The organism is Marinimicrobium sp. ARAG 43.8 (genome assembly GCF_050113635.1).
Taxonomy (GTDB): Bacteria; Pseudomonadota; Gammaproteobacteria; order Pseudomonadales; family Cellvibrionaceae; genus Marinimicrobium.
Map to the genome: position 1 here is coordinate 55,416 of NZ_JBNJLT010000001.1, position 11,704 is coordinate 67,119.

Sequence of the window (11,704 nt, forward strand, 5' to 3'; positions counted from 1 at the left end):
GACGGTTTTAACAGGGTTTTTGAGCTATTTAGAAGCGAATGAGGCCGACTGACCGCTCGCCCCACCCTCGCCGCGAGCCGGCTTTCAGGACAACCGGTCCCTTACCCACTCTGGCACCGCCTCCAGCGCCTCTTTCAGACCACTGGGGTCGGTGCCTCCGCCCTGAGCCATATCCGGTCGGCCACCGCCTTTGCCGCCGACTTTCGAGGCCACATCCCGCATCAGGTCGCCGGCTTTCAGTCGATCAGTGAGGTCTTTGGTCACTCCTGCCACCAGCGCCACTTTGTCGCCGTCCACTGCCGCCAGCAGGACAACGCCGCTACCGAGTTTGTTTTTCAACTGATCGGCGCTGTCGCGTAACGATTTGCTGTCCACGCCTTCCAGCTTGATGGCCAGCACTTTCACACCGTTCACATCCTGCGCCTCATCCAGCAGATTGCCACTGCCCGCCGTGGCCAGCTTTGCTTTCAGAGCGGTCAGTTCTTTCTCCAACTTGCGATTTTGGGTCAACAGCTGCTGTACTTTTTCGGGCACCTGCGCCCGACGGGTCTTGAGCGCCTGGGCAGTACCTTCGGCCAGCTGTTCGAGCTGGTCAAACAACGCCAGCGCCCCCAGACCGGTCACGGCTTCGATTCGACGAACGCCCGCAGCCACACCGGATTCCGCCGTAATACGGAACACGCCAATATCCCCCGTGCGTGAGACGTGGGTGCCACCACAGAGTTCCACGGAGAAGCCGTCGCCCATGCTCAACACACGAACCTCATCGCCATACTTCTCACCGAACAGCATCATAGCCCCTTTGGTACGGGCAGACTCGATATCCATGAGTTCAGTAGTCACTTCCGTATTCGCACGTATCTGTTCATTAACAATGGCTTCGATGGCTTTGATCTGCTCAGCGCTCACCGGTTCAGAGTGCGAGAAATCGAAGCGCAGCCGCTCGGAGTCCACCAGCGACCCTTTCTGGGTCACATGTTCCCCCAATACTTCGCGCAGCGCGGCGTGCATCAAGTGCGTGGCAGAGTGGTTGAGCGCGGTCGCCTGGCGTACATTGCCCTCCACGCGGGCCGACAGGGTATCCCCGACCGCAATGGCTCCATGCAACAGGCGGCCAATGTGCAAATGGCTGGCGCCCTGTTTGTTGCAGTCCCGAACCTCAAAGCGAACGCCGCTGTCGGTTTCCAGGTAGCCAGAGTCGCCTACCTGGCCACCGGATTCGGCATAGAATGGGGTTCGATTGAGAACCACCGCTCCTTCATCACCTTCTTCCAGACGGTCGACTGGCTGACCCTCTTTCAGCAGCGCCTGCACCTCACCAGTTTCGGAAAGATGCACGTAGCCGAGAAACTCCGTCGTCGGCAAATCCAGGCCGGCCGCCGTATAGTCCACCTTGAAGCTGCCGGCGGCGCGGGCACGGGCGCGCTGGGCTTCCATCGCGGCTTCGTAACCCGGCATATCCAGGGTCAGACGGCGCTCACGGGCAATGTCTGCCGTCAGGTCCACCGGGAAGCCATAGGTGTCGTAAAGGGTAAACACGACCTCACCCGGCAGTTCACTGCCTTCCAGGCTCGCCAGAGCGTCTTCCAACACACTCATCCCTTTGTCCAGGGTTTTGGCGAACTGCTCTTCCTCTTGCAGCAGCACTTTTTCGATCCGCGCCTGCTCGCGGCACAGTTCAGGGTAGGCGTCGCCCATTACATCGGCCAGTGAGGCCACCAAAGTGTGGAAAAATGCCTCGGTCTGACCGAGCTGATGACCGTGTCGCACGGCGCGGCGGATAATTCGGCGCAGAACGTAGCCGCGGCCTTCGTTGGACGGCAGCACACCATCGCTCACCAGAAACGCACAGGAGCGAATATGGTCAGCAATCACCCGCAGGGATTTGTTGTCCAGATCGGTCGTGCCTGTGGCGTCGGCCGCCGCCTTGAGCAGATGCTGAAACAGATCGATGTCGTAATTGTTGTGAACGCCCTGCATGACTGCGGCAATGCGCTCCAGCCCCATTCCCGTATCGATCGAAGGGTTCGGCAGCGGTTTGAGCTCCCCATTGCTCTGGCGCTCGTACTGCATAAACACCAGGTTCCAGATTTCGATATAGCGATCCAGGTCGTCGTTCTCACTGCCCGGTGGGCCACCGGGCACGTCCGGGCCGTGATCGTAGAAAATTTCCGAGCTGGGGCCACAGGGGCCGGTATCGCCCATCTGCCAGAAGTTGTCTTCATCCAGGCGCGAAAAGCGGTCGGGGCTGATGCCCATTTCGTTGATCCAGATATCGGCGGCTTCATCATCGCTGATATGCACGGTCACCCACAGACGCTCGGCAGGCAGTTCAAGCACACCGGTCAGAAACTCCCAGGCGAAACGAATGGCATCACGCTTGAAGTAGTCGCCAAAGCTGAAGTTGCCCAGCATTTCGAAAAAGGTGTGGTGGCGGGCGGTGTAACCGACGTTTTCCAGATCGTTATGCTTACCGCCAGCGCGCACACAGCGCTGTGAACTGGTGGCACGCGAGTAGTCACGCTGCTCGGCACCAAGGAACACGTCCTTGAATTGGTTCATACCGGCGTTGGTGAACAGCAGCGTCGGGTCATTTCCGGGAATCAGGGAACTGCTGGGCACGATGGTGTGGCCCTGGCGTTCGAAATAAGACAAAAAGGCGTCGCGAATCTCTGCGCTTCTCATAGCGTATCCGTGGTCGTGGCGTATTCGAGGTCGTTCGTAGTGTTGGGATTCAGGGCACTGACAATGAATGACAATGGACAATAGTCACTGGCGACCGAGTTGCTCCCGTTCTTCCAGTGTCAGCTGGCGAGCTTCGGTTTCAAGCATAACGGGGATGCCGTCGCGCACCGGGTAAGCCAGACCGCTGGCGCGACACACCAGTTCCTGTTGTTCGGCGTTGTATTCCAGCGGCGCTTTACTGACCGGGCAGACCAGCAAGCTGAGCAGTTTTTTGTCAATCATGGTGCCCCTCGGGAACAGAGCTAAAAGCCGCTATCTTACACCGCACAGCGCCGCTAAGCTACGGGGCGTCTGCGGGAGACGAGGGTTCTTCACCCTCGCCGACTTCCTCATCAGGCTCGTCCGTGGCAGCGGGGGCGCTTTCCCGGTCATTGTCTTCAGCGTTTTGCTCGGCGCTAAGGTCGACGGCGTTAGGGTCTACGGCGGGAGGCTGAGGAGCGGCCGGCGGTTCGGGAGCCGGCTTGGGCATCGGCCCCACCAGGGAAGTGGGGTCCACCCGGCGATCAAACCAGTTCATCCGCCAGTCCAGGTGCGGACCCGTGGCCCGCCCTGTGGCGCCAACCTCGGCAATCGGCTGAGCTTTTTTTACCTCATCCCCTTCTTTAACGAGAATTTTGCTCAAATGAATAAAAGTGGAAGACAGGCCATGGCCATGATCCACTATCAGCGTTCCGCCGGAGAAAAACATATTCTCGTGCACCAGTGTGACCACACCGGATGCAGGAGCCAGCACAGGGGTTCCGGTAGGAGAGGCGATGTCCACGCCATAGTGAGGGGATCTCGGCTCGCCGTTGTAGATGCGTTGGCTCCCATAAACGCCCGTCACAATACCGACCAGCGGCCACTGGAATTGCTGGGCAAAATCCGTTCGCGGCAAATCCTTCTCCCGAGCGGCACGCGCCAGCGCTGCCTCTTCTCTAGCCCTGGCCAGTTGCTCCGGGTCGGGAGTGACGGTGCGCTGCGGCACCCCTTCAATGCGTTGAATTTGATAGTCGCGCAACACCACTTCAAATTCTAACGTTTTGGGGTCGCCCTCCGGAGGGAACTCCTTGAGAATCGCGGGACTTCCCGCATCGCGCCCCAGCCCAATCACGAAGCGGCCATCATCACTGACACGCACGGGCTGGCCATCCAGTTCCAACCTGGTGCCCGGCGTTGCCGAGCCTCTCAGAACAGAGCCCTGTTTCCATTCACCATGGTGAATCTCGACGGCCTGGGCCGATAGGGTCAGGAGCGTCAAAAAACCCAGTATTCCCAAAGTCACACTTCGCATCGTACTGCGCCTCGAATGAGTGGTTACTGTTTTGTTATTGTCCGGTTACCAGAGTAGCACGATCCGCCCTGGCGCACAGAACTGACGTTAGACACTACTTGGACCACACGAATACACCATCATCCCACACACACAAAAACGGCGGCCCCGAGGCCGCCGTTTTTGTGGTTTGAGCGATTAAGGCTGCTAGCCACCAACCCGCAGTATTTTCATGGTATTGGTACCGCCCAACGCATTGGAGTCGCCGTTGGAGACAATCACCAGATCGCCATCGTTGAGCACACCTTTGCTTTTCAGCACTTCTACCGCACGCATGTGATCTTCGTGCCCCGGGTTCGAGCCCGTGGTAAAAGGTACAGGCTGCACCCCGCGATACAACGCCACGCGCCGCTGCGTGTCAGTGCGCTCTGAAAACGCAAAAATCGGCAGTTGCGAACCAATGCGCGACATCAGGCGCGGTGTCGCACCGGACTGCGTCAACGCAATAATGGCTTTGACACCGCTGAGATGGTTGGCTGTATACATTGACGCCATCGCAATGGACTCATCAATGGTGCCGAACCGCTCTTCAACACGGTAGGTGCTGCGACTGGCCGTGGGATGTTTCTCGGCGCCGATAATAATGCGGACCATGGCCTTGATGGTTTCTTCCGGGAAGTCCCCAGCAGCAGTCTCCGCTGACAGCATCACCGCATCGGTGCCATCGAGCACGGCGTTGGCTACGTCGAACACTTCTGCCCGGGTGGGCATCGGGTTCTTGATCATGGACTCCATCATCTGGGTCGCAGTGATGACCACTTTGTTCAGTGCCCGGGAGCGCTCAATAATACGCTTCTGGACACCGATCAGCGCTTCATCACCAATTTCCACGCCCAGGTCGCCACGGGCGACCATAACCGCATCACTGGCGGCGATGATCGCGTCGAGCGTTTCGTCATCCGCCACCGCTTCCGCACGTTCAATCTTGGACACCAGCCCGGCTTTTTCGCCACCGGCCTCACGCATGAGCTCACGTGCCTGGTTCATGTCTTCCGCACTGCGCGGGAAGGACACGGCCAGGTAGTCGACATCGATCTCGGCGGCGGTTTTGATATCGGCCAAGTCTTTTTCGGTCAGCGCTGGCGCAGACAGACCACCACCTTTGCGGTTAATGCCCTTGTTGTTGGACAGCGGACCGGCTACGCGAGTCACACAGTACACGCGCGGGCCTTCAATTTTTTCCACTTCCAGTACAACACGACCATCGTCAAGCAACAGGTGGTCACCGCGACGGCAATCGCCCGGCAGTTCCTTGTAGTCGATACCGACCTGATCCTGATCGCCTTCATCGCGGCCCAGATCGGCGTCGAGCACGAACTTATCGCCCAGCTTCAGCTCGATCTTGCCAACCTTAAAGCGTGAGATGCGAATTTTAGGGCCCTGCAAATCACCAAGCACGGCCACAAAGCGGTCGTGCCTGGCCGCAATTTCGCGAACCATTTGCGCGCGCCGCTTGTGATCTTCCGGTGAGCCGTGGGAAAAATTCAGGCGAACCACGTTCACACCCGCCAGAATTAACTTTTCCAGCATTTCCGGGGACTCGGAAGCCGGCCCCAGAGTGCTAACGATTTTGGTACGTCTTAACATAATTCTCTCTCGGATCTTATTTGGCCTGCATCAGCGCCAGGGTGTTATCCAGCATGCGGTTGGAGAAACCCCACTCGTTGTCATACCACGCCAGAACCTTGACCCACTTGCCATAGACTTTGGTTTGCAGGGAATCATAGTTGGAGGAGTGAGCGTTGTGGTTAAAGTCCACTGATACCAGTGGCTCATCCACGTACGCCAGAACGCCGGGCATTTCTTTTTCGGCGGCTTCTTTCATGGCAGCGTTAATGGCCTCTACGCTGACATCTTTCTCCACCAGCACGTTCAGGTCAACCAGAGAAACGTTGATGGTGGGAACGCGTACAGAAATACCATCCAGCTTACCTTGCAGCTCCGGCAACACCAGGCCAACCGCTTTGGCAGCACCAGTGGTGGTCGGAATCATGGATTGCGTCGCTGAACGGGCACGGTAAATGTCTTTGTGGAAGACATCGGACAACACCTGATCGTTGGTGTAGGAGTGAATGGTCGTCATTGAGCCCTGCACGATGCCAAACTTGTCGTTCAGCACTTTGGCCACCGGTGCCAGGCAGTTGGTGGTGCATGAGGCGTTGGAAATTACGGTGTCGGTGGCTTTCAGCACCTTGTTGTTTACACCGAACACCACGGTGGCATCCACGTCGGTGCCCGGAGCGGAAATAATCACTTTCTTGGCACCCGCATCCAGGTGCGGCTGGGCTTTTTCCTTGCTGGTGAAAATGCCGGTACATTCATACACGACATCAACGCCCAGATCGGCCCAGGGCAGCTTGGACGGGTCACGCTCGGAGGTGATGCGAATGGCGTCACCATTGACGATCATTTGATCGCCCTGCACTTCAACGGTACCGTTGAACGCGCCATGAACAGAGTCGTATTTGGTCAAATGGGCGTTCAGTTTGGCATCGCCCAGATCATTGATGCCTACAATCTGAATTTGCTCCCGCTTTCCAGACTCGTACAGTGCGCGCAGTACGTTGCGGCCAATACGGCCATAGCCGTTGATTGCTACTTTAATGGTCATTACACATCTCCTGATTACAATTCGGTCTTTCTGAAGATTAAAAAATCAGTGGTTTATGGCGATAAAACTCAACGCGTGATCAAGGCCGCTCAGCGAGCCAACTGCGCGGCTTCACGGGCCAGAGTTTCGATCTCGTCCCAACGCTTCTCTGCGATCAATTCTTTGGGAGCCATCCAGGTGCCACCCACGCACGCCACATTCGGCAGTTTCAGGTACTCGGGCGCTTTGGCCAGGTTGATACCGCCAGTGGGGCAGAACGTAATTTGTGGCAGCGGGCCGCCGATGGATTTCAGCATGGGAACGCCACCCGCCGCTTCGGCCGGGAAGAATTTCATGTGCGTGAAACCGTGGGCCAGCAGGTTCATGGCTTCGCTGGGCGTGGCGATGCCAGGCAGCAGCGGAATGTCGCTGGCTTTCGCTGCTTCGATCAGCTCCGGTGTAGTGCCGGGACTGACCAGAAACGTGGAGCCAGCGGCGACGGCTTTTTTAAGGTCGTCTGGCGTCACGATCGTGCCAGCACCAATAACGGCATCATCCGGCAGTGCTTCTACCATGGCACTGATTGCGTCCAGCGCCACGGGGGTGCGCAGGGTAATTTCCAGCACTTTCAGGCCGCCGTTGTACAGCGCCTTGGCCAGCGGCACGGCATCTTCCAGCCGCTCCACCACCATGACCGGCACTACGGGTGCCACCTGAACAATTTTGTCGATACTCAATGCCACGTCGGTTTCCTCTGTATTCGATGATTCGGTTGATCGGTGACGGTCAGTCGCTCTCTATATCAAGGTGCCCAGTAAAGCGTAAAGGGCACTTTGTTCTGGCGCAGTACCGCCCGGATAGGCATGTCCTCGACCGGCCCGTCCTCCTGAGCCGCGCGCAACGCCTTAAGTTTGTCCTCACCGGTGATCAGCAGTACCAGGCGGCGACTGTTGAGCAGGCCCGCCAGGCTGAGCGTCATCCGCTCGGTATACTCGCCGGTCACTTCGCTCTGGTGTGCGGTGATGGCTGAGCACAAGCCATCGGTCTGAAGTGCTTCGTCCAATCCTTGCGCGTTCGGGAACAGCGAGGCGGTATGGCCGTCCGGCCCCATTCCAAGGATGGTCACATCAAAGGGTTGAGCCAGTTTCTGGTAGGCCTGCTCACAGGCGGCAAGGCCCTCATTCGCCGAAGCGGCCGAGTTCTTCATGCCGAGAAACGGCGCTTGCCCAGCGGCGTGTTGCAGCAGATTTTTCTGGACAAAACTTTCATTGCTTTTGTCGTGGCCGGGTTCCACCCAGCGTTCGTCTACCAACGCCACTTCGATGCGTTTCCAGTCCAACGCAATCTGGCTCAGGCGCTGGTACAACGGCGCGGGGGAACTGCCTCCCGATACCAGCAGGCTGGCCTTTTCGCGGGAGGCCAGTGCGCCCTGAAGCGCGTCAACACAATCTTCCTGAAGTGCCGCGAGCAACGCTTCGCGGCTGTCAAACAGTTTTTCTTCCAACATTATTCCTTTCCTTCTGACAGCAGTTCATCAATATTGAACCAGCTGCGGCCATCGCCACTGAGCAGCTCTTCAGAGGCTTCCGGGCCCCAACTGCCCGCCTGGTAACCCATGGGCTTGTTCTCGGGACGCTGCCATGCCTCAATGATGGGGTCGATCCAGGCCCAGGCCGCGTCCACTTCGGCGCGGTGAATAAACAGACTCGGATCACCCGCCGCCGCGTCCAGCATCAGACGCTTATAGGCATCACTGACAAAGTGCTTGTACTTTTCAGCCAGGTTCAGGTTCAGCACCACCGGAGCCAGTTCGGTTTCGTGTTTTTCCAGATTCTTGGACATCAATACCATCTGGATGCTTTCTTCCGGCTGCAACCGGATGACCAGACGGTTGGGGATCAGCGGACCCGCCGATTCCGGGTAGACCGCATGGGACACATCTTTGTACTGAATCACGATCTCGGCACAACGTTTGTGCATCCGCTTGCCGGTGCGCAGGTAAAACGGCACCTTGGACCAGCGCCAGTTATCGATATGCGCGCGAATAGCCACGAAGGTTTCGGTGTTGCTCTCTTTACCCAGCTCGTCGAGGTAGCCTGGCACTTGCTCGCCAGCCATTTCCCCGGCGATGTACTGGCCGCGCACGGTGTGCCACTTAACAGCATCACCCGTCAGCGGACGCAGCGACTCAAGCACTTTGATTTTTTCGGAGCGGATGCTGTCGGCGGTGAGTTTGTTGGGCGACTCCATAGCCACCAGACAGAGCAGTTGTAGCAAGTGGTTTTGCACCATATCGCGCAGTGCGCCCGCGTCATCGTAGAAGCTGGCTCGACCTTCCAGGCCGACAGTTTCGGAGATGCTGAGCTGCACATGATCAATGGTTTTGGCATCCCACAGGTGCTCGAAAATGCCATTGGCGAACCGCAACGTAAGCAGGTTCTGCACGGTTTCCTTGCCGAGATAGTGATCGATGCGATAAATCGCTTTCTCGTCAAAGTACTCGGCAATTTCCGAGTTAATGGCTTCGGCGGATTTGGCGTCGTAGCCGAGCGGCTTTTCGACAACCACACGGGTGGTCGGGCTGATCAAACCACTTTCGGAAATGTGTTTGCAGCAGGTGCCGAACACATTCGGGGGCGTGGAGAGATAAAATACGCGCTGATCGTTACCGGATTTAAGCGTCTCGGCCATCTTTTCCCAGTGCTCATCAAAAGCACTGATATCCAGAAACAAGGGGTGAATCATTTTGGCGAAGCGATCCCAGGTCTCGGCCACAAACTCGCCTTTGCGCAAATGCTTTTCAGCCGCGGCGCGCACCTTGCCCTGATACTCATCAACCGCTTCCTGACGACGGCAGGTGCCGAAAATACGGGTCCCTTCCGGCAGTTCGTCGTTGCAGTAAGCCCGATACAGACCGGGAATCAATTTGCGCAGCGCCAGGTCGCCGGCACCGCCAAAAATCACAAAATCAAATGCATTCAGCATGGATGAAAAACCTTGTATTCTGTACTGTCGGTTTCTTGGCGACCGGCCGCTGCCGGATCGCCGAAGCTCTTAATAGACGCTCTCAATGGAAGCCCTCAATAAAGGACCGCTCCCCACGATGACTCTTCTGCCTACCAGCGGAAGACTGTCGCGCCCTCTTCGGCCAGCCCCACTTCCGCACGCAACGGTGCAAACAGTTCACGCCCCATTCCGAAGTGGCTTTCGGTGATATCGGCCTCCGCCAGCGAGCGTTTGGCCAGCTCGTCTTCGGCGACCAACAACTCCAGTTTTCCGGCATCGGCGTCCAGTTCAATCATGTCCCCGTCGCGCACCAACGCGATAGGACCACCATCCAGGGCTTCCGGGGTGAGGTGAATCGCTGCCGGAATTTTACCAGAGGCACCGGACATCCTGCCATCGGTGACCAGAGCCACCTTGTAACCGCGATCCTGAAGCACGCCCAGGGGCGGAGTCAGTTTGTGCAGCTCCGGCATGCCACAGGCTTTCGGCCCCTGAAAACGCACAACGGCAATAAAGTCCCGATCCAGCTCTCCCGCCTTGAAAGCCGCCTGCAAATCTTCCTGCCGCTGGAACACACGAGCGGGTGCCTTCACCTTGCGGTTTTCCGGTTTAACGGCGGATACTTTGATCACACAACGCCCCAGGTTGCCGGTCAGCAGTGCCATACCACCGGTTTTGCTAAACGCACTGCCCGCCGGACGGAGCACATCCTCATCCAGGCTCTTCGCCGGGGCATCGCGCCACTCGATGCGACCGTTTTCCAGGAACGGCTCACGGGCATAAGGAGCCATACCGCCCTCACCCATAATGGTGGTGACATCGTCGTGAATCAGGCCTTCTTCACGCAGGCTACGTACCAGGAAGCCCATGCCACCTACAGCCTGGAACCGGTTCACGTCCGCCAGTCCATTCGGGTAAATGCGGCACATTAGCGGGATAATTTCGGAGAGGTCCGCCATATCCTGCCAGTTGATAATGACCCCGGCAGCGCGCGCAATAGCCACCAAATGAATGGCGTGGTTGGTGGAACCGCCTGTGGCCAAAAGACCGATGATACCGTTCACGACAGCTTTTTCATCAACAATGTCGGCCATTGGTGTGTAGCGCCCACCGTGACGAGTCAGCCGAACCAGTTGATTCACCGCCTCGTCGGTCAGCGCATCACGCATGCCGGTGCCTGGGTTCACGAAGGAGCTGCCCGGCAGTTGCATCCCCATCATTTCCATCAGCATCTGGTTGCTGTTGGCGGTGCCATAAAAAGTACAGGTGCCCGGGCTGTGGTAGGACTCACTTTCCGCCTTGAGCAGTTCATCGCGCCCGACTTTGCCCTCGGCGAACAACTGGCGCACCCGCACTTTCTCGGAATTCGGTAGCCCCGGGGTCATGGGACCTGCCGGGACAAACATCACCGGCAATTGGCCGAAAGAGAGCGAACCAATCATCAGGCCCGGCACGATTTTGTCACAGATTCCCAGGCACAGCGCCGCATCAAACATATCGTGTGACAGCGACACTGCCGTGGACATGGCAATCACATCGCGGCTGAACAGGGACAGATCCATCCCGTCGCGCCCCTGGGTCACGCCATCGCACATGGCGGGCACACCCCCAGCCACCTGTGCGGTCACGCCATTGGCGTGAGCGGCTCTTTTGATTTGATCCGGGTAGGTACTGTACGGCTGATGGGCGGACAGCATGTCGTTATACGCTGTGACGATACCCAGATTCGGTGTATCGCCCTCTGCGAGCATCTGTTTTTCCTGACCTTCAGCGGTGGCAAAGCCGTGAGCCAGGTTGCCACAGGAAAGCCGCTGCCGGGCCGGACCGTCCGAGCGCATCCGCTCGATCCGCTCCAGATAGGCCGATCGGGTATCACGACTGCGGTCGATAATCCGCTGGGTGATCTCGGAGAGTCGTTTGTGAGTCATTTCAGCACCATTAATTGCTTGACGTCCTGCCAGACACGCACTCCCTCACTCTCGCAGCAGTGCAATCCGCACACGCGATCCCGCCGGGGTGGGCGCCGATTTTCGCACCGGCATACCATACCG

9 protein-coding genes are annotated in these 11,704 nt (G+C 58.0%); all 9 read right to left on the minus strand.

Annotated features, from left to right (window positions below; genetic code table 11):
• Positions 1-84 precede the first annotated feature (84 nt).
• The 9 genes from alaS to edd all read right to left on the minus strand — a co-directional run bounded on the left by alaS (position 85) and on the right by edd (position 11,581).
• Positions 85-2,685: an alanine--tRNA ligase gene (gene alaS, locus ACQCLF_RS00255; RefSeq protein ID WP_426984212.1), complete on the minus strand. Its 2,601-nt coding sequence runs from the start codon at positions 2,683-2,685 to the stop codon at positions 85-87.
• Between the two features lie 84 nt (positions 2,686-2,769).
• The gene (locus tag ACQCLF_RS00260) at positions 2,770-2,967 is read right to left on the minus strand and encodes a Trm112 family protein (RefSeq protein ID WP_426984214.1); all 198 of its coding nucleotides are present in this window, start codon (positions 2,965-2,967) and stop codon (positions 2,770-2,772) included.
• Between the two features lie 58 nt (positions 2,968-3,025).
• On the minus strand, positions 3,026-4,018 hold the full coding sequence (locus ACQCLF_RS00265) for a M23 family metallopeptidase (RefSeq protein ID WP_426984215.1): 993 nt from the start codon (positions 4,016-4,018) through the stop codon (positions 3,026-3,028).
• A gap of 186 nt (positions 4,019-4,204) precedes the next feature.
• Positions 4,205-5,644 (minus strand): pyruvate kinase, encoded by a 1,440-nt coding sequence (gene pyk, locus ACQCLF_RS00270; RefSeq protein ID WP_426984216.1) that lies wholly within the window; start codon positions 5,642-5,644, stop codon positions 4,205-4,207.
• A gap of 16 nt (positions 5,645-5,660) precedes the next feature.
• Positions 5,661-6,668: a type I glyceraldehyde-3-phosphate dehydrogenase gene (gap, locus tag ACQCLF_RS00275; RefSeq protein WP_426984217.1), complete on the minus strand. Its 1,008-nt coding sequence runs from the start codon at positions 6,666-6,668 to the stop codon at positions 5,661-5,663.
• Positions 6,669-6,757: 89 nt separating this feature from the next.
• Positions 6,758-7,390 carry a bifunctional 4-hydroxy-2-oxoglutarate aldolase/2-dehydro-3-deoxy-phosphogluconate aldolase gene (locus ACQCLF_RS00280; protein ID WP_426984219.1) on the minus strand — a complete coding sequence of 211 codons (633 nt, stop codon included), beginning with the start codon at positions 7,388-7,390 and terminating at the stop codon, positions 6,758-6,760.
• Between the two features lie 59 nt (positions 7,391-7,449).
• A complete protein-coding gene (pgl, locus tag ACQCLF_RS00285; RefSeq protein ID WP_426984220.1) occupies positions 7,450-8,154 on the minus strand; it encodes a 6-phosphogluconolactonase in 705 nt (234 codons plus the stop codon).
• A complete protein-coding gene (zwf, locus tag ACQCLF_RS00290) occupies positions 8,154-9,632 on the minus strand; it encodes a glucose-6-phosphate dehydrogenase (protein ID WP_426984221.1) in 1,479 nt (492 codons plus the stop codon). Before zwf ends, pgl begins: the two co-directional genes overlap by 1 nt.
• 131 nt (positions 9,633-9,763) lie before the next feature.
• A complete protein-coding gene (gene edd / locus ACQCLF_RS00295; protein WP_426984222.1) occupies positions 9,764-11,581 on the minus strand; it encodes a phosphogluconate dehydratase in 1,818 nt (605 codons plus the stop codon).
• Positions 11,582-11,704 lie beyond the last annotated feature (123 nt).

Coding starts and splice junctions, on each gene's coding strand:
- alaS (WP_426984212.1), bottom strand. CDS start 2,685: ATGAGAAGCGCAGAGATTCGCGACGCCTTTTTGTCTTATTTCGAACGC.
- pgl (WP_426984220.1), bottom strand. CDS start 8,154: ATGTTGGAAGAAAAACTGTTTGACAGCCGCGAAGCGTTGCTCGCGGCA.
- gap (WP_426984217.1), bottom strand. CDS start 6,668: ATGACCATTAAAGTAGCAATCAACGGCTATGGCCGTATTGGCCGCAAC.
- edd (WP_426984222.1), bottom strand. CDS start 11,581: ATGACTCACAAACGACTCTCCGAGATCACCCAGCGGATTATCGACCGC.
- ACQCLF_RS00260 (WP_426984214.1), bottom strand. CDS start 2,967: ATGATTGACAAAAAACTGCTCAGCTTGCTGGTCTGCCCGGTCAGTAAA.
- ACQCLF_RS00265 (WP_426984215.1), bottom strand. CDS start 4,018: ATGCGAAGTGTGACTTTGGGAATACTGGGTTTTTTGACGCTCCTGACC.
- pyk (WP_426984216.1), bottom strand. CDS start 5,644: ATGTTAAGACGTACCAAAATCGTTAGCACTCTGGGGCCGGCTTCCGAG.
- zwf (WP_426984221.1), bottom strand. CDS start 9,632: ATGCTGAATGCATTTGATTTTGTGATTTTTGGCGGTGCCGGCGACCTG.